16 protein-coding genes are annotated in these 23,265 nt (G+C 31.8%); 10 read left to right on the top strand and 6 right to left on the bottom strand.

Translation table 11 applies throughout. The annotated features are described in order from the left end of the window. Positions 1-24 precede the first annotated feature (24 nt). The 3 genes from V9L04_RS10495 to V9L04_RS10505 form a co-directional block, all read right to left on the bottom strand. Complete coding sequence (locus V9L04_RS10495) at positions 25-3,969, bottom strand: two-component regulator propeller domain-containing protein (protein ID WP_338794065.1); 3,945 nt, start codon at positions 3,967-3,969, stop codon at positions 25-27. Positions 3,970-4,210: 241 nt separating this feature from the next. After that, positions 4,211-6,427, bottom strand: coding sequence for an ATP-binding cassette domain-containing protein (locus tag V9L04_RS10500; protein ID WP_338794067.1), 2,217 nt, complete (start codon positions 6,425-6,427; stop codon positions 4,211-4,213). A 204-nt stretch (positions 6,428-6,631) separates the two neighbouring features. Next, on the bottom strand, positions 6,632-7,402 hold the full coding sequence (locus V9L04_RS10505; protein ID WP_338794069.1) for a DUF4290 domain-containing protein: 771 nt from the start codon (positions 7,400-7,402) through the stop codon (positions 6,632-6,634). A 283-nt stretch (positions 7,403-7,685) separates the two neighbouring features. Here V9L04_RS10505 and V9L04_RS10510 point away from each other — a divergent pair, with 283 nt between their 5' ends. The 6 genes from V9L04_RS10510 to V9L04_RS10535 all read left to right on the top strand — a co-directional run bounded on the left by V9L04_RS10510 (position 7,686) and on the right by V9L04_RS10535 (position 14,984). Beyond that, positions 7,686-8,093: a DUF3276 family protein gene (locus V9L04_RS10510; protein WP_338794070.1), complete on the top strand. Its 408-nt coding sequence runs from the start codon at positions 7,686-7,688 to the stop codon at positions 8,091-8,093. A 221-nt stretch (positions 8,094-8,314) separates the two neighbouring features. Continuing rightward, positions 8,315-8,794: a hypothetical protein gene (locus V9L04_RS10515; RefSeq protein ID WP_338794071.1), complete on the top strand. Its 480-nt coding sequence runs from the start codon at positions 8,315-8,317 to the stop codon at positions 8,792-8,794. Continuing rightward, positions 8,754-11,186, top strand: coding sequence for a hypothetical protein (locus V9L04_RS10520; RefSeq protein WP_338794072.1), 2,433 nt, complete (start codon positions 8,754-8,756; stop codon positions 11,184-11,186). Before V9L04_RS10515 ends, V9L04_RS10520 begins: the two co-directional genes overlap by 41 nt. Before the next feature lie 300 nt (positions 11,187-11,486). Beyond that, positions 11,487-13,646, top strand: coding sequence for a dihydrofolate reductase (locus V9L04_RS10525; protein WP_338794074.1), 2,160 nt, complete (start codon positions 11,487-11,489; stop codon positions 13,644-13,646). A 177-nt stretch (positions 13,647-13,823) separates the two neighbouring features. Then, the gene (locus tag V9L04_RS10530; RefSeq protein ID WP_338794076.1) at positions 13,824-14,567 is read left to right on the top strand and encodes a hypothetical protein; all 744 of its coding nucleotides are present in this window, start codon (positions 13,824-13,826) and stop codon (positions 14,565-14,567) included. Then, complete coding sequence (locus V9L04_RS10535; RefSeq protein ID WP_338794078.1) at positions 14,568-14,984, top strand: type II toxin-antitoxin system VapC family toxin; 417 nt, start codon at positions 14,568-14,570, stop codon at positions 14,982-14,984. A 127-nt stretch (positions 14,985-15,111) separates the two neighbouring features. On the opposite strand, the gene V9L04_RS10540 is transcribed toward V9L04_RS10535, so the two are convergent. Next, entirely contained in the window at positions 15,112-15,459 is a 348-nt protein-coding gene (locus tag V9L04_RS10540; RefSeq protein WP_338794080.1) for a zinc ribbon domain-containing protein YjdM, read from the bottom strand. A 174-nt stretch (positions 15,460-15,633) separates the two neighbouring features. Here V9L04_RS10540 and V9L04_RS10545 point away from each other — a divergent pair, with 174 nt between their 5' ends. The 3 genes from V9L04_RS10545 to V9L04_RS10555 all read left to right on the top strand — a co-directional run bounded on the left by V9L04_RS10545 (position 15,634) and on the right by V9L04_RS10555 (position 21,386). Then, positions 15,634-16,242, top strand: coding sequence for a Maf family nucleotide pyrophosphatase (locus tag V9L04_RS10545; protein ID WP_338794081.1), 609 nt, complete (start codon positions 15,634-15,636; stop codon positions 16,240-16,242). A 343-nt stretch (positions 16,243-16,585) separates the two neighbouring features. Continuing rightward, on the top strand, positions 16,586-19,549 hold the full coding sequence (locus tag V9L04_RS10550) for a tetratricopeptide repeat protein (RefSeq protein ID WP_338794082.1): 2,964 nt from the start codon (positions 16,586-16,588) through the stop codon (positions 19,547-19,549). A 103-nt stretch (positions 19,550-19,652) separates the two neighbouring features. Then, positions 19,653-21,386, top strand: a complete 1,734-nt coding sequence (locus V9L04_RS10555; protein WP_338794083.1) for a TonB-dependent receptor — start codon at positions 19,653-19,655, stop codon at positions 21,384-21,386. A 46-nt stretch (positions 21,387-21,432) separates the two neighbouring features. Here V9L04_RS10555 and V9L04_RS10560 read toward each other — a convergent pair whose 3' ends face one another. Beyond that, positions 21,433-21,849 (bottom strand): hypothetical protein, encoded by a 417-nt coding sequence (locus tag V9L04_RS10560; protein ID WP_338794085.1) that lies wholly within the window; start codon positions 21,847-21,849, stop codon positions 21,433-21,435. A 115-nt stretch (positions 21,850-21,964) separates the two neighbouring features. After that, positions 21,965-22,528: a DUF1697 domain-containing protein gene (locus V9L04_RS10565; protein WP_338794087.1), complete on the bottom strand. Its 564-nt coding sequence runs from the start codon at positions 22,526-22,528 to the stop codon at positions 21,965-21,967. 104 nt (positions 22,529-22,632) lie between these two features. Between V9L04_RS10565 and V9L04_RS10570 the strand changes: the two genes are divergently transcribed. Next, positions 22,633-23,232: a carboxymuconolactone decarboxylase family protein gene (locus V9L04_RS10570; RefSeq protein ID WP_338794089.1), complete on the top strand. Its 600-nt coding sequence runs from the start codon at positions 22,633-22,635 to the stop codon at positions 23,230-23,232. Positions 23,233-23,265: the final 33 nt, after the last annotated feature.

The raw sequence follows: 23,265 nt of genomic DNA on the forward strand, positions 1-23,265 counted from the left end.
TTGGTTTGCGTTTAGTATGAGGAGTTACATTTTAAGACCAATAAGTGTTATATCGTCACGCTGTTCTTCTTCTCCCATGTGATTTCTCATTTCTTCTAATAGCACTTCTTTTTGGTCGTGTAAAGACATTCCTGTAAAAGAAGCTAATACTTTTTTGAAACGAAGTGTACCATATTTTACACGGTCAAAGTCGTTTTGATCAACATAACCATCAGTGGTAAGATAAAGAATATCTCCAGGGTGTAATAAAAGCTGACGTTGTTCGTAATCTGCATCTGTTTTTTGTCTTCCTCCAATAGATTTTCTACTTCCTTTGACTTCTATAAGTTTATCATTCTTTAGGATAAATAGAGGTCTCTTTGCTCCTGCAAAATTTACTACACGCATATTAAGTTCGTCTGCATCTTGTATTACACACAAACAAATATCCATTCCGTCTAAGTTTTGATAATCTTCTTGATGGAGTGCTTCCCAAATGCCTTGATTTAAGTTTTCTAAGATTTGTGCTGGTTCTGTTACATTTTGTAATGTAACAATCTCATTCAAGATTGTATTTCCTATCATAGACATAAATGCACCAGGAACACCATGTCCTGTACAATCCACAACAGCTACAAAGGTTTTATTTCCTGTACGAATAGACCAATAAAAATCTCCTGAAACTACTGCTTGAGGCTTAAAAATAATAAAGTGATCTTCAAAATTTCTAATAAAATCTTGAGGGTCTGGAAGAATAGCATGTTGAATAGTTTCTCCATAACGGATACTATCCATAATAGCTTGATTTTTGGTCTTGATAAGATCATTTGCTCCTTCCAATTGTGTATAAGTACGAGCATTATCTAAAGCAATTGAAATATAAGAAGCTAAAGTACGAAGAATAGTAAGGTCATTTCTAGAATAAGCATTTGTAGAATGACTTTGTACAGTCAGCACACCTACAATTTTTCCTTCTAAAAGTAAAGGTAAATAAATGATAGATTGATATGTATCTCCTACTCTATCTAAGGAAACTTCGCTGATATATTGAGTATGTTCTTTTGCAAAATCATTAATGATAATATCTTCATTACGAGTAAGACAAACTACTGATAGTTTATTTTCATTTGTAATCTTATCAAAGCTATCTGGAATACGCTGACCATTTTCTATGAAACCTCTAAAATCTATACGCTCCTTTTCAGCATTGTAAATACCAATACCAAAAGCTGTTGCATCAGTAAGTTCATTTACATATTCATAAACAGCACTAATAACAGCATCTAAGTCAAGAATAGAAGTAATTTTTTGTCCAATTTCACTAAGCACACGAATATTACTATACGAACGCTCAATTTCTGTTTTTTGATTTTCTAGTAATACATTTTGCTGACCTATTTCAGCAGTTCTTTCTCCTACTAAACGTTCTAGCTTATCATTTTGGCGTTTTACTACATTCATTCTATTAGTATAAAAACCTATCGATGCTCCAACAACAAATATACTAGCAATAGTCAGAAACCACCAAGATTTCCACCAAGGAGGTAACACTTTTATTGTTATAGTTATGGCTTCATTATTTTCGATTCCATCACTATTAGAAGCCTTTACTTTGAATGTATAATTTCCTGCTGGAAGATTACTATAGGTAGCAAAACGACGATTTCCAACTTCATTCCATTCTTTATCAAAGCCTTCTAAAATATAAGAGTAATTAGTTTTTTCAGGTCTCCTATAATTAATTGCAGCAAACTCAAAAGTAATTACTTTATCTTCGTAAGTAAGAGTTATTTCTTTAGTTTGAGAAATATCAACAGTTAAAGGAGATTCTGGATTACCCAAGTTTTTGATACCTACAGAACGGTTAAGTATTTTGAAATCTGTCATAACAACAGGTGGAACATAAATACTAGGTCTGATGTCTTGAGGATAGAAAGCATTTAAGCCCTGAATACCTCCAAAAAACATTTCTCCATCTTCTGCTTTAAAAAATGCCCCTGAATTAAATTCACTACTTTGTAAACCATCTTTTGGATTATAGTTAGTCATTCGTTTAGAATCATCTATACTATCATCTCCTAAAAGACGCATGAGTCCAAAGTTTGTACTTATCCAAAGGTTATCTTTTTCATCTACCAAAATTCCATAAATAGCATAATTAGCCAGTTCGTTTCTTTCTCCCCAATGTTCAAACTCTCCTGTTTCACGATTCATTAAGTTCAGACCATTTGTCGTTCCTACCCAAAAATTACCTTTTGAATCTTCTGCAAGAGCTCGTATAGTATTATGACTAACTGATTTTAGATTTTCAGGGTCATTTTTATAGTATTTAAAATCAATAGGGGTATTGTTTTCATCTCGGGTTACTTTTATGAGTCCTTGATTTGATCCTAACCAAAGAATTCCATTTTTATCTTCGTAGCTAGTCCAGATTGCAACTTCCTTTAGGAAGCGTTCTCCTTCATATCCAAATTCTTTTTTAAAAGAAGGGTTCATTTTATAGATACCACTAAAAGTACCTATCCAAATACTTCCTTGTTTATCTTGTAATATATTTAAAGTAGGAGATTGAAGTGTAGTAGAGTCATTACTATCACGTTTTAAACTTACAAATTTAGCTCCTTTTTCTTTTGAAAAACTTGTCATACGAGAAAGTGTATAACCACCAGCTACCCATAATTCTCCTTCTCTTGTCTGAAAAACTTCTGTAACACTTTCTATTGGAAAATCATATTTACCCTCTCCTTTTTTGATATGATAATATTCAGAAATAGCTCCCGTTCTATCTATACGAGAAAGTCCTTCATCTGTACCTACCCATACAATACCTTGTGCATCTTTTATGGCAGTCCAGACATTTCTATGAGGAAGAGAGTTTTTGTTACCAACTTCAGTATAATAATATTTGAATTGACTTGTCAGAGGATCATACTTTAAAGCTCCTAAATTACGAGAAGATATCCAAATAACCCCTTCTTTAGTTCTGACAATAGAAGGCATAGAACCCAAGTCATCTAAAGAGGTTCTGTAACGAATAACATTTTTTGAGTCAACTTCTAATTTATATATATAGTCATTTCCTGCCCCCCACAAAATGCCATTAGAACCTTCTGTAAGAGACTCAATGTACATTGGTCTCTTATTATAAATAAAACGTTCAAAGTTATCTGTTTGTGGTTTGTAGAGATTGAATCCTCCTGCTGTACCTATCCATACATCTCCACTTTGTGTTACATGTATATCTGATATATTGTCTCCAAATAATTTGGTTGAATCAGTATAATAAGTATAGTAATAACGATATAATTGCTGTGGTTTTCGTTCACTGTTCCATTTATTTAATCCTTTAGTAGTACCTATCCATAAATTATTATTATTATCTACTTTTAAAGCTTTTATGTTATTAGTTCCCAATAAAAGACTATCATTTTCAGATGCTACATAGTTAGTAAATGAATTATTATTGTAATCATATTTACTCAATCCATTTTCAGTACCTAACCAAATAAAACCTTCTTTATCTTCTGTTATGGCTGTTACCTTATTATTTACTAATGTATTTTGTTTATTTTCTTTTTTATAAAAAGACTTGAACGTTTGAGTTTTACGGTCAAACACAGAAACTCCAGCTATTGTTCCTATCCAAATATTATGATTGGTATCCTCATAGATAGACTCTATTTGATTATCTATAATAGAAAGTGAATCCTCTCTTTTGTGCCTAAAAGTTGTAATGTCGTATGCATTGTATCTGTTTAAACCATCATCTGTTCCTATCCACAAATAGCCTTCACTATCTTGTAACATAGCTTTCACACTATTTTGAGATAATCCTTCTTCTATGCTAAGTTGTTCAACTATTAACTTAGGTAATTTTAGTTCATCATTTTCTTGAGCAAATACAAAAACAGTATTACTTACTATAAAAAGTAAGAATAGAGTAGATAAAAAGAAACCTCTAAACAAGGTGTTTATTATTTTGTATTGCATTTATGCGAGGCTGATTTAATAAATTACTGTTGGTTTGCTAATTTGTGTAATTATTTATCGTGAATTTTGCTTTCTAGCTATGATAATATTTTTCACTACGATTCAAAAATACAATAAAAAAACAAATTATTCTACTATTGGAAATGTTAATTATCACTTTTAGCAACATTTTTTACAAAAAAAAGAGTGGTATTGCTTTCTAAGCTACTCTATTTTCTTGTTTTCTGATTAATTAGAATATTTATTTTTCAAAAATACCTGCAATCAAATCATCAAAATACTCATCTTTCAAAAGGTCATTAAAAGTACCTTCTTTAATAATTGTTCCATCTTTCATTAAATAAATCTTGTCCATTTTTTCTAATAAAATAGGGTCATGACTAGCTGCAAAAATAGACCAAGGATATTTATCTTTTTGTAAGATTTTATCTAAAACTCTACGTTTATAGCTACCTTCTAGGTTGTAGAAAAAATCATCAAAAACAATTAAGTTGGGATGTGTTAGCATACTTCTTGCAAAAACTACTTTCTTTTGGAAGGTAGAAGAAAAACCTTGTCCAGAAGGTAACATCTGTGTTTGTAGACCATCTTTAAGAGATTGAATGTCATCAATTAGTTCTACTATATCCAAAACGTGATTGAGATATTCCATATTAAAACCTTCTCTTCCTACTGTGATATTTTCTAAAAGTGTTCCTTCAAAAACATCTTCATGAGAAAGATTGTCTCCAATGTAATCTTGTAAATTTTTGATATTTAAATCTCGCAGTGTAAAACCATTGAAAGTAATATGTCCTTTGTATTCGTCATAAAGTCCAGTAATGATTTTCATTAGAGTAGATTTTCCAGCCCCTTCGTTTCCAATAATTCCTACATATTCTTGAGGTTTTATTTCTAAATCTACATTTTTGAGAGTTGGAGTATCATTTCCTTGATAAGTATAAGAAACTCCATGTGCTTTGATATGAAAACCTTTTCTATTAAAATTATCAAACGTATTTGTTTTTTCTAATTTCAAATCAGTTACATTCCCAATTTTTTCTACTGCTGTAAGTGTGTCATAAATTACATCTAAATTCAAAATCATTTTTTCTACTGCTGTAATAACTGAAATGATTACAATTTCAGAAGCTACAAATTGACCTAAAGTAATATCTCTTTCGATAACCAAAAGGCTACCCAAAATCAAAACACCTCCAGTAATAATTGTTTTAAAGGCTACAAAAGCTGAATATTGAATTACTAAAATACGGAAATGTGATTTTCTTTTATATAAATACCCTGTAAGTAGCTTTTGCATTTTCTTTAAAGGAAGAAGTGTATTTCCTGCTATTTTAAAAACACTCTGATTTCTACCCAATTCTTCTAACCAATATGCTACTTTATACTTATATTTTGATTCATAAAGACTTGTATCTAAACCTCTTTTTCCTGTAAAGTAAAATATCAGACCCAAAACAGCCACTAAAAACAAACCAAAAAATACAAAAAATGGATGATAAAAAGCCAAAAGCATCAACCCAAAAAGAACTTGTAAAAGAGCTGTAATAACACTAGTAAGTAATTTAGCTAAACCTTTTTGAAGTGTTAGAATATCAAAAAAACGATTGGCAAGTTCTGGAGCATATTGCGTGAGAATCGATTCTAAACGAATACGAGGAATGCGATAAGCAAACTCAAAGGCTGCACGAGTAAAAAGTCGTTGTTGAAGTGTCTCTACAATACTCATCTGCATAATTTGCATGATTCCACTAATAAGTGTACCTGCTACCACAAAGGCAATCAAAACAACAATAGAATTGATAATAAGACCACCCGAAATAAGTCCAATAATAGCTTGAACACCTAAAGGTAAGGTAAGACTAAGCAAACCTACAATCATTGCATAAATATAGGTGTAAGAAATATCACGTTTTTCAGTCAGGAGTAAATGCCACAAACGCTGTGCAGGAGTGCGCTCTTTATCTTTTATCTCTTCTGGTGTAGCAATAGGATCAATAAGCATCGGAACAAGACAATAAATTGTGTTGGGCTGGCATAATTCACTATCTCCATATAAATCTGCTTTACAAGCAAGCGTACTGATGAGTTCATTATGATTGACAATATCATTTTCTTTCCAGTTCTCACCATCTTCTTGCATAGTATGGATGGTATCCTTTTTTCCATGCCATGCCAAAACAGGGTTCGCATTTCCTTCATTAGATTGAAAAAGAACTAAAGGAAGCGCAGTAACAGAAAGAACTTCATCTAACTCTTCTCTTGAAATTTCTTTTTCAATGAAATGTAAATGTGCTTCACGTCCAACATCTTGTAAATGTCCGACCCATTGACGCATTTCTCTTCTGCTAGAAATTCCTTCTGATGTAGCAACAGGAGAAAATTTATAGTGTGCTTCGTCTGGTTTCCAACGTTTTATGATTTGAAAGACAATGTTTCTAGCTATTTCGTACTGCATAAGTGATGATAATTTCTTTTTGGCTTTTTGTAGACTTAAAAACTACAAAACGTATTGGCTATTTTTTGACAAAGTTATGAACTAATAAAGTTGAAAAAGGTTTGCTAACTTTTTTAATAGCTTTACTTTTAATATTTTTTAAAATAAAATCACTATTTGAAATAAAGGTTGGATAGTGATTTTAATTTATAGTTGATAAGAAGGTTATTTTCTTCTTTTCTTGTTTCTTCTATTTTTCTTAGCTCCTTGCGTTCTTCTTCTATTGCTTGCATTATTTGAAGCAGTAGGACGTGAAGAGTTAGAGTTGCGATTAGAGCGAGAACGATTATCACTAGAACTTTGTCTTTGAGGACGTTGTCGTGGTGCGCTTCCGAGTTCAAAAAGATTATCTTCTTTAATGATTTCTATATCAATATCTATTTTTCCACCAGAAAGGCGTTTAATGTCTTTCAAAATTACTTCATCTTCTACACTATCTCTATTCCAAGTAAGGTAAAAAGATTTCATTAATTTTCCAATATCAGCGACAGCATCAATGATTTCTTGCTCATCTTCTAATTCAGCTGCTTTTGCAATTACTAATTCTACATTTCTACCATAATGACGATACTTAACAGGAGTTTCGGTGTAACCAATATGGTCAGGTTTTTTGGTGCGTTCTTCTTCTGTTTGTGGCAAAAACTCATTATTAAACTCAATTTCTCCATCAGCCATAATATATAAGTGATCCCAAATTCGATGGATATTATCACTATTTTCTCTTACACTTGGGTTGAGCTGCTTCATCAAATTGATAAGTGTTTCGGCTGCACGAGTACGTTCCTCTATATCTTCAATGGTTTTGAGATGACGCACCATATTTTGCATATTCCTTCCATACTCTTTCAAAACAAGAGCATCTCTTTGTGTATTGTAATCTAAGTTTTTGAGTTTGGCTGAACTTTGTTTGCCATCTGGATTTTCTATTTGTTCCAAGTCTATATTTAATTTATATGTTTTTTTAGGCTATTTTCTAGTTGAGAATATTTTACAAAGAACTTGAATGCTATCCCAACTTCTTTATTCTAATGTAAAATTTGGTTGTAAATATAGCAAATCTTTACTTGAAAATGGAACTCTGATTTGCTAAACCCTTATTTTTCAGGTCTTGATTTTTCAAAAAGAAATAGTTTTTAATATATTTGAAGTCTTAAAGCGTATTTCTATTCTAAAGATTTAATCAAAAAGAGTTTCATAACCATTTAAAAAATAAATAAAAATGAGCGAGTATTTTGACGATGAGCAGGAAAAAAACAACGATTATTCCAAGCCTAACTATCACAATGAAACCGTTTTTTCAAAAAAAGTCCGTGCTGGAAAACGTACTTATTTTATAGACGTAAAGCCTACTCGTTGGGAAGAAGATTATTATATTACACTAACAGAGAGCAAAAAAGTATTCCGTAATAATGGAAGTCATTTTTTTGAAAAACATAAAGTTTTCTTATATAAAGAAGATTTTAATAAAATAATAGCAGGACTTACAGAAGTTGTTGAACATGTAAAAAGCGATTTGATGCCAAATTATGACTTTACACAGTTTGATAGAGAAGAAGACGACGAAAACCTTATCAAAAAAACTAATTCAGAAGATGACGAAGTCAGAAGTCATTTGAAATGGGATTAAAAAAAACTGTTTTTCTATAAAAAATGCTTCGTTTGTTCAGAAACGAAGCATTTTTTGTTTGCAAGGTTATATTAAAATACTTTGTACAAAGGCAATCTAGCCTTATTTTTTTGTCTATAGTATTACAAAACAAATAAAATTTATGATAAAATATTTTTACTTATAAAACAAAACCCTACATTTGCACTCGCATTTTTTTAATAAACTAAAACTCAATTAAAATGAAAGAATTAAAATTAATAGCCTTTTGGATGGCTATTTTATCCTTTTGGGGGTGTAGCTCCTGTCCAGACCAGTATGGCGATGATGATGGAGAAAAAAGGCAAAATTTTTCTCTTCGCTATGAACGCTCTCCTAATAATTGGCAGCCAATAATAGGAGCATTTGGTTATATCCATGAAGACAGTGTAAAACTTTATGACGAGAATTATAATATCGTCGAAGATTTTATGGCTGATGTAGGAGGTAGATGCTCTCTTGTTTACATAGAAAGAGACACCCCTAAAGAAGAGGATATTACAAAAACCTATTATCTTTATTTATCCTTTCAAGATACTGATACCATCCGTCATGAGTATAGAGTAAATAAAAAAACTTGTAAATATTTACTTGACTACGGACGTTTCTTTTATAATAATAAACTTATTGAATCAACAACTAATGATACAGGAATTCCAGCAGCTACAATTCGTAAAAACTAGCTTTTTCATTTTTCTATTTCTATGTAGTTTTACTACTAAAGCACAAGATTGTGCTACGCCTGATGTGGATATACAAGAGGCTGCAAACCTACCATGGTTTGGAAATCCAGATTATTTACCTTCATTTATGGATAGTGTGAGAGGTGTCGACGGTATTCCCTCACAATATTCTCGTATTGTGCCTGATATCAAATGGCGCATTCCTATTCGATTTTGGATTTTTACTACTGGTAATAATTCTGACCCTGCAAACTTGTTAAAAGATGGAGAAGATGATGATTTACCTCAAGAATTAGAACTCCAACGCTTAGTAGATGATGCCAATGATGCTTTTCGTAGTACAGAAGTTCCTTCAGGTATTCAGTTTTATATGAAGGGTTCAAGGCAGGTAGTTTTTCAGAATACTTCTCCTTCTGCTGCACGTATTTTGCTGTTTTTAAGTGGTTCGGGCAATTCAGCTTACTATGATGACAAAGCGATAAATGTATATATTACTACTGGAGGTGATACCTATTTTAGTGGTTTAGCAAAAGAGTTTATTGTTTTGGAGCGTAATAGATATGCTAGTAGGAACTCAGCTACTTCTATGGCACATGAGCTAGGTCATTATTTGGGTTTATTTCATACCCATCAGTTTACAGCAGGAAATACATGGTGTTTACGTGAGCCTGTTACTCGTGGTGCGACAGGTGACCCTGCTTGTTTGGTTTTTCCTGTAAATCTGCTTTTTTTACCTATTGTAAAACGTTGTTCTTATACAGGAGATTTTTTGTGTGATACAGAAGCAGACCCAAAACTGACAGACAATATAAATACTGCAACTTGTACTTATACAGGTAACAAAAAAGATTATTGGGGAGAGCGTTTTCATCCTCTAGGTGATAATTATATGGCATACGGAAATAGAAGTTGTCGCAAAACATTTACAGAGACGCAAGTAGGTGTAATGTGGTCAACTTTATTACATACACCAAGAGGAAGGTCTGGAAGGTGGCGAATAGATTTGAATGGAAGACAAGTAGATATTTATGAGCCTAATAATACTGTTAGTGGAGCATTAAGTACAAATAGACGTGGACTAGAACAAGAACATTTATTACATTTGAATATTCCACAACTTCATACTTTCCATAAAAATATCTACAATGAAGTAATAGATAATACCGATTGGATTCCTATCGAAACACCTCCAAATGGAGTTATAGATGATTATATAATTACAGTGGAATCTACTATTGCTAACTTTATAGAGGATATAGAGGTTTTTAATGCAGGAGAAGATAGAGGGCTTTCTGTTGAAACACAACTACTAACTCGTATCGTTTCGTCTGCTGTTCCCAATCAAACAAGATGGCAGATTTCTATTCCTTGTGATATTGTTAATAATCCAAATCGTTTGTATTTGCGAGTGCGTAGAAATCAAGCATTGAATCAGTTTGGAACTTATACCGTTTTGGCTACTTCTCCAGTTCCTCGTTTTGGCGATGATTTTCCTAGAACTATCTGTCCAAATCAATCTAATGTAGTGAGTTTGTTTAATGTTCCTGCCAATACTTCTGTTTCTTGGAGTTATAGTATTCTTTTCGATAATGGCTCTAGCTTGCCTTTGTTTCCTTTGCCTTCAAGAGGAGCACCTACAGTTAGTTTTGTTACTCCTTTTTCTAGTGGGGTTTATACACTTCAGGCTGTAGTTACTAGTAACCGAACAGGCTGTAGTGTAACTGTGGAACGAGAAATGCGAATTGGAAAAGTGCCTTTAGCAGCCATAAATGTAGAAACCGCAGGTTTAAATGCACAAAATGAAACTTGTCCTAATTCTTCTTTCAAAATCAGAGCTAGGTTAGATAAAGCTAATTTTCCTTTAGTTGCTGCTGATAGACAAGAATGGATAAGTACAAATCCAGCATTTGTAATAGGTGCTCCTGATGCCTTTGGTTTTAGACAAGTGCGTGCGCCTAATCTCCCACATCAATCTACTACCTTAATTTATAGAGTTACAAATGCTTGTGGTACGACTGAAACAAGAACTATTGTACATACAGTAGTACAAATGAATGGTAGAATTATTGATTGTGATGGATTCAATGGTAAAGTAGAATTAAACGCATATCCAAATCCAGCAGAATCTGATATTACAGCAATATTCAAAGTGGATTGTCAAGAGTGTAAAAATGAAGAGCTAGAAAGTTTGTATCCTCAACTAGATGAGAATACAATTGTCACTCTAAGTGATGGTTTTGGAAATATTCGTTTGCATTATGAAGGAAAGCAAATCCCATTAGATATAAATGGAAACATATACTTACATCTTGCTAAATTGCCAGTTGGAAATTATGTTTTGAAAGTCATTACTAAAGAAGAAGTATTTTTTACTCACGTTATTAAAGAGTAGACTCATACTGATAATTTAAGAGCAATAAACACGCACAGAACATATATTCTGTGCGTTTTTTGTTGGCTTTATATTAAATTTTAAACCCTAATGTTCTTTAAGACTCTTAAGGTTTAAATACAAGGCTTTTTCAAAAACTATTTTCTACATCTAATTATATTATGGCACAGTAGTACACTCATTTTCAAAAAATACAGAAAAACACTAACTTACCTCAAATTTAAAGCTCATTTGATTTATTAAATAGCTATACAACAACGGCTTTAGCCCTCAGCGAAGCTAAACTAACCCTTATAAAAAATGAATTTAGTCCAATTAAAATCCAAAATTTCCTATTATGGACTTTTGGCAGCCTTTTGTACAGGCGTAGTGTTTTTGCCTGCTTGTGGTGATAAAAAACCAACTGACACAACAGAAGTAAAAGCAGATTCTGTTGTAACAACTACTGAAAAAGAAGAAATTCCTCCTTATGATGGGGAGCGTTTTGCTGATATAAAAATCTTGCGTTACGAGGTAAAAGGTTTTGATGAGCTTCCTCTTTCTCAAAAGAAACTTCTTTATTATCTTTCAGAAGCTGGGCGTAGTGGACGTGATATTACGTATGACCAAAATTACAAACACAATCTTTTGGTCAGAAAAACATTAGAGAATATCTATAAAACTTACAACGGAGATAAATCTGGCGAAGATTGGCAACAATTCGAAACCTATTTAAAAAGAGTTTGGTTTTCTAACGGAATTCACCATCATTATTCAGAAAAAAAAATAATGCCTGAATTTTCTTATGAGTTTTTTGAAAATTTAGTTGCTAACTCAGAAGAAGCTGGTTTTGAAATGCAAGAAGGACAAGATGCAACTGCATTTTTAGCCATGTTAAAGCCTGTTATTTTTGATGCAAACGTCGATGGAAAGAAAGTAAACAAAACGAAAGGACAAGATTTAGTTAAAACTTCGGCAGCTAATTTTTATGAAAATCTTTCTCAAAAAGAAGTAGAAAATTTCTATAAAAGTTTTGCCAATCCGAATGATGAAACACCTATTTCGTATGGTCTGAATTCTCAACTTATAAAAGGAACTACTCCTGATAATGCACTTGTAGGACTACAAAAAGACGGCGTTTACGAATACAAATATGGAATCGGAACAGCCGAAAAACGTGGACAATACGCAGCAGCATTAGAAAAAATGGTTTATTGGTTAGAAAAAGCCTCAACAGTTGCCGAATCTGCTAACCAAAAGAAAGTAATTGATTTGCTTGTTCAGTATTACAAAACAGGTGATTTGAAAACCTTTGATGAAATGTCGATGGCTTGGGTAGAAACAACTGATACTAACGTTGATTTTATTAATGGATTTATTGAAGTCTATGGAGACCCACTTGGTTATCGTGCAAACTACGAATCTGTAATTTTTATGGATGATAAAGAAGCCTCAAAACGTATGGCTGTTTTGTCAGAAAATGCACAATATTTTGAAGATAATTCTTCCATTATGGACGAACACAAAAAGAAAGAAGTAAAAGGTGTTACATATAGAATCATTACAGTTGTCAATGAAGCTGGAGATGCTGCCCCTTCTACGCCTATCGGAATCAATCTTCCAAATGCAAACTGGATTAGAAAACAGTATGGTTCGAAGTCGGTTTCTTTAGGAAATATTGAGGATGCCTATAATCACGCATCGGGAGGAAAAACGACTGCCGAATTTTATCCAACCGAAGAACTGCAAAATCGTCAGAAAGAATATGGAGATGTAGGTGGAAAAATGCACACAGCACTTCATGAAGTAATTGGACACGCTTCTGGACAAATCAACAAAGGAGTAGGAACACCAAAAGAAACACTCAAAAACTACTCTTCTACTTTGGAAGAAGCTCGTGCTGATTTGGTGGCTTTATACTATCTTTTAGACCCAAAATTAGTAGAATTAGGTCTTTTACCTTCTATTGAAGCTGGAAAAGCTGAGTACGATTCTTATATCATGAATGGAATGATGCTACAACTTCGTCGTCTTGATGAAGGTGCAGATATTGAAGAAGACCACATGCGTAACCGTCAATTAGTTGCAAAATGGGCATACGAAAAAGGAAAAGCTGAAAACGTAATTGAGAAAAAAGTAATCGATGACAAAACGTATTTCTTAGTCAATGATTATGATAAATTACGTGTTATTTTTGGAGAGCTTTTGAGAGAAATTCAGCGACTCAAATCAGAAGGTGATTATGCATCAGCCGAAAAATTAGTAGAAGGATATGGCGTAAAAGTAGATGCAGCAATGCTTAAAGAAGTAAAAGAGCGTTATGCACAGTTTGATCTAGCACCTTATTCTGGATTTTTACAACCTGTTCTTGAGCCTGTCATGGAAGGCGAAGAAATCAAAGATGTAAAGATTCGCTATTCCACTTCTTTTGCAGAACAAATGATAAACTTTAGCGAAAATTATAGCTTTTTGAAACCATAATAAATGTAGCTTATTTTTCATAATAAGAAGCAATTTATTTTTTATAAACCCAAAAAACCTATTTAGATTAATCTGAATAGGTTTCTTCTTTTTATAAATTATTGTGATTGATTTCTTACTTTGAATTAACTATTTTTCTAATTAGATTGTTATCTATTCACACTTAACTTTCTTACTATGAAAAATTTTAAGCTACTCTTTTTTATTGCATTTCTATTTTTGGGAGCTTGTCAATCTGTAAAAATAGCTGATGGTAAAATTACTTATGATAGAGAATTTGTGTTGTATCAAAAATCTATAGAAAGTTCTATGTCGCCTTCTGTGGAAAAAGTTTATACTAATTTAGTTGCTATTACTCCTCAAAATACTAATTTGATTCGAAAAACAATTAATGATGAAGAGTATATCTTAATGGTTACTTGGAAACAAAATGTTTCATACTATGAAAAATATTTAGATTCTGCTCATTATAATACTGGAAATTATCCAATATGGGTTACAACAGCACCAGAGTTGGTAGAGAGAATGAAAAAAGAAAAGACTAAAAGTGTAAATCTAAGACTCAAACAATTATTAGGGTTGCCACCAAATGCTACTTATAGTTATTTTGTCGAAATTTGGGTAAAGCCTCAAGATTTATTTCGCCCTTGCCCTGATAGTGAAATTACAGATAATAAATGTGATTTATGCTTCCCTGAAAATACAGATACTTCGTATATGAGTTGGGTAAACGAGAATAGAGTTAGTCGTTATTATCAGTGTCGAATAGATGAAAAATATCCTTGGACACAGCTCGGTTATACGTATGATTGGAATCCTAAAAACAAATCTCATGTCGGATTGAGTGAGTTTGTAATAGGCGAAAATAAAAATATTGTAATTAATGCAATTTATACAACAGAAGACTATTTAAAAAAATAGATGAAACCTTTCTTATTAGATACAGATACACTGTCCTTTTTTTTGAGAAATGAGAAAAAGAATGAAAAAAAAGTAACTCAAAAAGTAAATGAATACTTGAAGGAAAATCAAAAAATCAACATCAGTATTATTACCTATTATGAGCTTTTGAATGGACTTTATTTTGGAGATACAAAAGAACGAACAGCCGAAATTGAAGTGTTTTTGAATAATCATACTATTCTACCAATCAGCAAAAAAGTAGCACAGAAAGCAGCACAAATTTATACACAACTAAGAAGTGAAGGAAATAGTATTGCCCACAACGATATTTTGATTGCTGCAACAGCTATCGTTGAAAATTTTGTTCTGACAACCAATAACAACAAGCATTTTGGTAGAATAGATGAATTAAAGACAGAGAACTGGACGAAGTAGGAATTGGATATTATTGGGTTGTTGGTGTTGCTTCGCTAAAACATCAACAACGACATTGGAAAAAGAAATTTGAAGTTGTTATCTTCATCAATCATTTACCAATCCTAACCTACCGTAATTCAAAAACCTAAGCCTTTTTTACAAATTCAGATTTGAGAGCCATACTTCCAAATCCTGTAATTTTACAATCAATATTATGGTCGCCATCTGTAATTCTGATATTTTTGACTTTTGTACCCGCTTTTATAGGTTTGGGTGCGCCTTTTACGGGTAAATCTTTTACAATGACAACATCATCACCATCTTGTAGAGGATTTCCATTTGCATCGATAACTATATTTTCTTCACTACTTTCTTCATTTTTTGCTGTTTCTGTGTCATTCGGATTCCATTCAAACGAACATTCAGGACAGTTATATAAATCATCACTTACAGCATATCCATACGGACAAGCACAACTTGGACATTTTTGCATCTTTTGAGGCTTTAAAAAGTTAACTAATTTTTAATAAACCCAAATGTACGCCATTTTTAAGGTTAAAGATAACAAACCTATCAAAAATTCATAGACTCAAGTTTTTATTTTCACTAAAATTTATTTCCTTTGAGTTGATTAACTCCTTGAGTATAACATTCTATTCCAAAAAATATGCTTCTAAATCATCTTTTGCATCACTATAAAATCATTTTGGGTTCGCAGTCGCCACGTCGCAAACAACTTTTATCTTCTATGGATATAGAGTTTGAACAGCGTGTAAAAGACGTAAACGAGGATATTTTACCCAGTTGGAAGACAAAAGAGGTAGCCCAAAAACTAGCTGAACGAAAAGCAGTAGCACAACAAGAAGAATTAAAAGAAAATGATGTAGATTTTCTGAATGAAGTCTTAATTACTTCTGATACAATTGTAGTAATTGAAGATAAGATTTTAAATAAACCTCAAAATGTAGTTGAAGCTAGAGAAATGCTTAATCTTCTTTCAGGAAAAAAACATTTAGTAATTACAGGGGTTTGTATTTGTACAAAATCCAAATTACATAGCTTTTCAGATGAAACAGAAGTGTTTTTTAAAGAATTAAGCCAAAATGAAATAGACTATTATATCCAAAAATACAAACCTTTTGATAAAGCAGGATCGTATGGAGCGCAAGAATGGCTTGGAATGATAGGTATAGAAAAAATAAACGGAAGTTATTTTAATGTAATGGGTCTACCTGTGCAGAAACTATACAAAGAATGGATAGATTTCTTAACTTAAGTGATAAGTAACTTTATTTTTTTTTCTATTTTTCTTAATTATTTAGTATATTCATAAATTTTAACATCAAATTAATGGTTAAGATTATTCATTATTTCGTATAAAAAAACATTATTATTACTTAACTAGATTTGAATAAAAAAATATTTTATATATTTAAAATTATTTAAATAGCATTTTTGTTAAATAATAAATTTCTTATAATCAAAATTTTATCTACATCAAATAAATAAATAAGATTTGCAAAAATTAAGAAAATAGACGAATTTGCAGTATAAAGAACTGTCCCAAATACGACATTCTTAAAAATATCCTATTCCTGTTACTTTATAATAATTCAAATATGCCTTTCCAAAACCTACTAAAAAGTGTGGTAGGAATGTGTGTGTCCCTTTTTTTAGTATTCTTTTTGCCATGTTCGTATGTTTTTCCCCAACATCATACAGGTATCGGTTCAAACCCACTAGAAAACACCTTCCAAAATGCACTTGATCTCTTTGAACAGCAACATTATGAAGCTGCACAAAAAACTTTTTCGTCTTATCTCACCTCTGAGAATTCTTCTGTTGTCCCCCAGACCGAATCTACTAAAACAGTAGAAGCTATTTATTATCTACGATTGTGTGAACTCTACCTCAAAAAATCATATTCAGAGGCAAATAGTATTGAGTTTATCAATCAATATGAACAAACTCTGTATGCTGATAATCTTAAACTCGCTTTAGCAAACTCTTTTTATGAAGAAGGAAATTATCGACGAGCAGTTTATTATTTTGCCCCTTTAGAAAAATCTCGCCCTACTGAAAAAGAAGAACTAGAAATTAATTTCCGTTTGGCATATTCTTATTTCAAAATTAGAAGAAAAAGAGAAGCCTTACAGACATTTTCATCTCTACAATCTAAAAATAATGAGTATTATGCTCAAGCTAGTTATTATATAGGGTTTATAAATTATGAGCTAGGAAGTTTTGAACAAGCTATAAAATACCTAAATCAAGCAAAATTAGATGCAAAATATACAGAAAGTGCAAATAAGCTGATTGCTAAATCTTATTATAGCTTAGAAGAATGTCAAGGTTTGAGTGATTTTCTTTCCTCTATCGCCAACGAAAAACATGATGTAGAACTTTTTTATTATGCTGCTCAATGTGCATATCTCAATAAGGAATTTGATTTGGCTTATGAATGGTTTGGACGTTATAAACGCAATAGCAAACAGCTTTCAGATTCAGTGGCTTATCAATATCTCAATACACTTTATGAGACAGAAAAATATGACGAATTTTTAGATTATCAAACTTCTTCTCTTGCTGGTGGCACTTTTTATTCGCCCATTTTACTTATGAAAGCAAGCATTTATGAGAAACAAAATAATTATAAAAAAGCAGCTTCTACTTATGATGAGTTAGCTGCCTACAATCCGTCTGATGCTGAAAAAGCATATTACTCTAAACTAAAGAATCTGTATTTATCAGAAGAGTATGATTTCCTGATTACAGAGAGTGCAAAATTTGAAAAGAAATTTTCTCAAAGTATTTATTTGCCAGAAGTAGTTCTATTTACAGCTAATGCTTTAGCAGCTATGCAGAGTTCTACAACAGCTATGGCATACTTGAAAGACAAAAAAACTACTGTAAACCAAGAGCAAATTAAAGAAATGTATGTTCATTTGGCTTTACAATCTATCAAAGAACTTTTCAATCAGTCTTCTTATAATGAGATGAATGAAATGATGAATCAGTTCAAAAATGAGGTACAACTCAATGATTCTCTTCAAAACTTTATTGATTTTTATACAGCAGAAGCTTTTTTACATACTCAAAAAGTAAGTGAAGCTGAATCTTATTACAAAAAAATTCCTTCTTTAAGTCGTTTTTATGCTGATGCAAAATACGGAATGGGAGTTATCAATTTTAATAAAGCAAGTTATAGTAGTGCAGCCAAACAACAATCACTTGTTTTGTTGGAAGAATATTTGTCTACTCCGACAGGAATTGTAAAAGAAAAAGCTGTAGATGCACTTACTCGTGTAGCAACTATTTATGCTGCCAATAAACATTATAAAGAAGCAGAAATTAATTTTATGAAAGCTCTAAATTTGGGCGATTCTGAAACAGAGTATATTAATTTTTCTTTAGGTCAGATTTATTTTGTTCAAAACGATTATTCAAAAGCAATGCATCAGTTTGATAAAGTAATGCAAACACCTAACTCTTTATATGCCCAATATTCACAGATTATGAAGGCTAAAATGTATGAAAGCCAAGGAAAGCGTGAAGAAGTGATAGCTCTTCTAAACGATTTTATTAAACGTTATCCTCAAAGTGAAAAATTAAGTGAAGCTTTATTTAGTCGTGGAAATGCACAAGCAGAACTCAAAAGGTATAAAAATGCAATTAATGATTATACCACATTGATAACAAACTATCCCACTACTAAAGATGCAAATTCTGCTTTGAGTTCTTTAGGAAATTTTCCAGAATTTTATGGAGTTGAAGTTGCAAATTTGCAAGAACTTAGAAATATCTATGCAAGCCATAATCCCAATTATAATCCTAATACTACTACAAATAGTATTTCTAATCCTACTAACTCAAATGCTACTGCTGCCCTTGAGAAAGAGTTTGATACAGGGTTTAAACTTTATGAAAATAATCAGTTATCAGCTGCCATAGCTCAATTTAGAAGTATTGTTAGTAATAACGAAATTGCAGGAACGGTTTATTATGATCGTATTTATTATTATTTAGGTAAAAGTTACCAAAAATATGGCGATAATCCTCAAGCGATAAGTAATTTGCAACGAGTAGGAGGAAAGCTTCAAACAGGTGCGCTTTCTGATATAGGAGATATTGAGTTTGAAAGAGAAAACTACAATAGTGCTATCACAAATTATAAAAGTTTGGCAAAAATAGCTCCTACTGATGCGATGCGTGTAATGGCATGGGAAAAACTAACCAAAACGTATTGTATGCAAGAAGACTACGCAACAGCAAATGATTATTTGGCTATTATTCGTAATAAAAAAGCAAATGCAAATGGTGACTTTATTCGTTTGTATGAAAACAAAATTTTGGCAGGACAACAGCAAGTAGATGAGGCTATTGAAGGTTTTTCAAAATTAGGAAACGATAGGCAAGCAAGTCCAAAATATGCTTCTGAAGCTCTCTATGAACTAGCAAAACTGATGCACACGATTGGAGATAATCAAAGCGCAAAATCAATTTTGAAAGATTTGAGAAATCAATTTGCAGAACAGAAAGAAACACAACAGAAAGCAAATAAACTAGCTTTGTTATTGAACTAAAAATACCCTACAATAATAATTAAATAATTTGTTGTTGGTATTATAACTAACAACAAATTAATTTGAAAATTCTATCCCAACCAAAAAATAGCTTAATTCCAGCATGAAAAAAACAGCTACAAAAATATTTACCGTTTACTTTTTCATTCCTTTACTGACCGTTTTTTCATTGATTTTTGGTCAGGAAGTTTTGGCTCAAGGTCAAGCTGAACTAGAGGAAGAAAATGTTGAGGTGCGTAAAACCAATGAATTCGAATTGATTGCAAAACCTCCTATCAAAACAAATGCTGAAATTACTCCTCTTCCAACTTTAGAAGTTTCGAAGGATGCAGAGATTGATTTTAGCGAGACAATGACTTTTAATAGACTTACTTTTAGAGAAATTCCGAACGAACTTGCACCAACAATTCCGAAAGAGCTTTTGGGAAACTATGTAAAGGCTGGTTTGGGAAATTATATAACCCCTTATTTTGAAGGATTTTATAGTCGTGATTTTAATGAGAGGAATAAATTAGGCGTTTTTGCTCATCATCTTTCATCTATGAATGGCGTTGTTGATGGTCAAAATTCAGGTTATGGAAATACAAACCTATTGCTTTTTGCAGAACATAAAAAAGAGAAATTTGTCTTAGCTTCTTCTATCAATTATAATTTGGAAAGAGTGCATTATTATGGTTATGACCAAAATATAGAAGCTCCAGACAAAAGAGATATTAGGCAAACTTATCACAGGTTAGAAACCAAAATTGATATGTCATCGCTTCCTAAAAAAGATGAATTTGGAGATTCTAGTGCTGATAAATTAGCTTATAAAGTTTCTGTAGGATTTAATTATTTTGCTGCAAGAGATAATGTAAGCGAATGGCAAATACCTATTTTAGGTAAAGTTTTGTATTCTATTTCTGAAAAATCAAAATTAAAGATAGAAACACAATTGCATCAAACTGGGCAGAAAAGTAATTTTCTAAATATAGACAATCAGACTATCAAACTAACAAATGATAGAACACTAGTTAGTTTTGTGCCTTCTTATAATTTTTCTGTTGAAAATTTGACATTAAATGTAGGGGCTGGAATAGCATATAGTTCAGATTCTTTACTAGAAAACTCAACTGGAAATACTCTTTTTTTCTATCCAAACATTGATTTTTCTTATCAAATTACTAAAGATAAACTTTGGGTTTTAGGAGAGATAAGTGGAGGAGTGAAACCTCAATTTTTGCGAATGCTGACTGTTCAAAATCCTTTTTTAGCTTCTGTTCAACCACTTAGTCATACTTTTTCGCAAGTTGATGCAAACTTAGCCATTCAAGCAAAAATCAATAAAAATCTAAAAGCAAATGCAGAAATTGGTTTTGCCATGTATGATAATATGCCATTTTTTGCTCCTTCTGTATCAGATTCTTCACAATTTGGTTTGTTGTATGATAAAGTAAATGTTTTACGTTTAGGAGTTTCGTCTGAATATCAAAAAAATAGTTTGAACGCTCGTTTGTCAGCTAATTATTTTGGTTACTCACTTACTGATTTGGATGTTGCTCATCACCGTCCTAGTTTTCAAACAAGTTTGAGTGTGGGTTATACGTTTATAGAAAAACTCAAAACAGAGCTTACATTACAACAGCTTTTTGGAATCAAAACTCAAAACCCTGTTTCTGAAACAACTTATGATTTGAAACCAATAAATGATTTGAGTATTTCGGTTTCTTATAAATTTACTGACCAAATTTCTGCTTTTGCAAATGGATATAATTTGATTGGACAGAATTATCAACGCTTTGTTTATTATCCAAATAACGGAATTACAGTTGTTGTAGGGGGAAAATATATCTTCTAGAAATAAATTGAACGGTTTGTTCTAAACTAACCGTTCAATATTTTATTTAGTCTTTCTTAATTTTAGAATTAGCACGAACACGAAAGAATATATAAATAGGAACTAATAAAAGAATTGTATAGACTTGCCAACCCAAATCAGCTCCTCCACTTCCTAAATTAGCAAAAATATAAGTTGCTCCACCTAACAAGACAATCAAAACAGCTACTGACATGTTGCCAAAAAGTGTTTTGCGTTTTTCTTTTGCTCTCCCAAAAGAACCTCTCAATACAGAGTTCTCTTGATTGTAGTTGCTTAATTCTTCTACTTCTTGTTGTGCTTCCTCTTTTTCTAATTCTTTTAGTCTTTCTTCTGCTTCTGTCCAGCGTTTGCGTTTCTCAAAATCTTCTTTATCTGGATTATAAAAGCGAGGCTGAAACTCAAATTTTTTATGTTTGGGAAGACGTGCTGATTTTTTGAACATACTATTTCGGATTTTAATTAATCATTCTACTACAAAACACTTTTAAACCTAAAAAGTAACAGAATATTGTAAAATTACTAGATTTTTGATAAAATTGAAAGAATATGACATCCTCTCATTTATCACTTATCATTAATTCAGTTAGTTTCTCTATTGTCTTCCAGTTTCTTGTTGTGGCTTTTGTTTTTAATTTTTTCTCAAAGAAATTATTTGTCAGTTTTGAAGTATGGTATTTTCCTTCACAAAAAATAAAGATATTATTTTCTACAATCTCAAATTTATCATCTGTTTTTGCTTCAATTTCCTTTGTCTTTTCTATATTTTGGGTTGTCGGTACTTCTTCTAAAAAAGTCAGGTGAAGATTATTTATGATTTTCTCTTTATTTCTATTTTCCTTTGATTCAATAAATGGATTTGAAGACTGAATGTTTTGTAATTCTTCTTTTGTTCTGATAATTACAGGAACTTCAAAGCCATACTTTTCAAAGACAGCTTTTTCTATTTGTATAGAAATTTCGTTTTTATCTAAACTTGAATTAAAGATTACATTTCCACTCTGAATATATGTTTGAATATCTTCAAATCCCAAACTCTGATATAACTCTTTTAAATCACTCATCAGAATTTTTCGTTTTCCTCCTACATTTATTCCTCTCAAAATAGAAATATACTTCTGCATCTTTATTTGTGTTAAAAATAGACTAAAATTATGGTTTTGTAAAAGCGTTTTTGGTTATATTGGAATTCAATTTATCAAAATATAATTCTCAAAACAACTTAAAAATGAAACAACCCTTAGTTCATCCAAAATCATCAGAAGGTGATGCACAACTTCAAGAACTCATCGAATTTTATGAAGAAACACTAGGTTTTTGTCCCAACAGTGTTAAAACTATGCACATCAGACCACGCATTGCTTATGCTTTTATAGAAATGAATAAAGCTGTAATGGAAAATCAAGGCAGAGTTACGAGTGCTTTAAAACGACTTATTGGTTATATCAGTAGCCACGCAGCAGGTTGTCGTTATTGCCAAGCTCATACTATTCGTGCAGCTGAAAGATATGGTGCAGAACAAGCTCAACTAGAAAATATTTGGAGTTATAGAACACACAAAGCCTTTTCAGAAGCTGAAAGAGCAGCCTTAGACTTTGCTTTGGCAAGTTCACAGATTCCAAATGCAGTAACTGATGAAGTAGCTGATAATCTAAGAAAATATTGGAACGAGGGCGAAATTGTAGAAATGTTAGGTGTAGTTGCTCTCTTTGGTTATCTCAATCGTTGGAATGATTCTATGGGAACAGAAATGGAAAGTCCAGCAGTAGAATCAGGAGAACAGTATCTAAAAAGTGATGGCTGGAATGTAGGAAAACACAAGTATTGAATTGTGAATTATGAGTTATGAATTGTGAATTTT

Origin of the sequence: Bernardetia sp. MNP-M8, from assembly GCF_037126285.1 — a bacterium.
Lineage (GTDB): Bacteria > Bacteroidota > Bacteroidia > Cytophagales > Bernardetiaceae > Bernardetia.

Excerpts from the sequence above, each read along its gene's own strand:
- V9L04_RS10495 (WP_338794065.1), bottom strand. The coding sequence starts at position 3,969 with ATGCAATACAAAATAATAAACACCTTGTTTAGAGGTTTCTTTTTATCT.
- V9L04_RS10500 (WP_338794067.1), bottom strand. The coding sequence starts at position 6,427 with ATGCAGTACGAAATAGCTAGAAACATTGTCTTTCAAATCATAAAACGT.
- V9L04_RS10510 (WP_338794070.1), top strand. The coding sequence starts at position 7,686 with ATGAGCGAGTATTTTGACGATGAGCAGGAAAAAAACAACGATTATTCC.
- V9L04_RS10515 (WP_338794071.1), top strand. The coding sequence starts at position 8,315 with ATGAAAGAATTAAAATTAATAGCCTTTTGGATGGCTATTTTATCCTTT.
- V9L04_RS10520 (WP_338794072.1), top strand. The coding sequence starts at position 8,754 with ATGATACAGGAATTCCAGCAGCTACAATTCGTAAAAACTAGCTTTTTC.
- V9L04_RS10525 (WP_338794074.1), top strand. The coding sequence starts at position 11,487 with ATGAATTTAGTCCAATTAAAATCCAAAATTTCCTATTATGGACTTTTG.
- V9L04_RS10530 (WP_338794076.1), top strand. The coding sequence starts at position 13,824 with ATGAAAAATTTTAAGCTACTCTTTTTTATTGCATTTCTATTTTTGGGA.
- V9L04_RS10535 (WP_338794078.1), top strand. The coding sequence starts at position 14,568 with ATGAAACCTTTCTTATTAGATACAGATACACTGTCCTTTTTTTTGAGA.
- V9L04_RS10540 (WP_338794080.1), bottom strand. The coding sequence starts at position 15,459 with ATGCAAAAATGTCCAAGTTGTGCTTGTCCGTATGGATATGCTGTAAGT.
- V9L04_RS10545 (WP_338794081.1), top strand. The coding sequence starts at position 15,634 with ATGCTTCTAAATCATCTTTTGCATCACTATAAAATCATTTTGGGTTCG.
- V9L04_RS10550 (WP_338794082.1), top strand. The coding sequence starts at position 16,586 with ATGCCTTTCCAAAACCTACTAAAAAGTGTGGTAGGAATGTGTGTGTCC.
- V9L04_RS10555 (WP_338794083.1), top strand. The coding sequence starts at position 19,653 with ATGAAAAAAACAGCTACAAAAATATTTACCGTTTACTTTTTCATTCCT.
- V9L04_RS10560 (WP_338794085.1), bottom strand. The coding sequence starts at position 21,849 with ATGTTCAAAAAATCAGCACGTCTTCCCAAACATAAAAAATTTGAGTTT.
- V9L04_RS10565 (WP_338794087.1), bottom strand. The coding sequence starts at position 22,528 with ATGCAGAAGTATATTTCTATTTTGAGAGGAATAAATGTAGGAGGAAAA.
- V9L04_RS10570 (WP_338794089.1), top strand. The coding sequence starts at position 22,633 with ATGAAACAACCCTTAGTTCATCCAAAATCATCAGAAGGTGATGCACAA.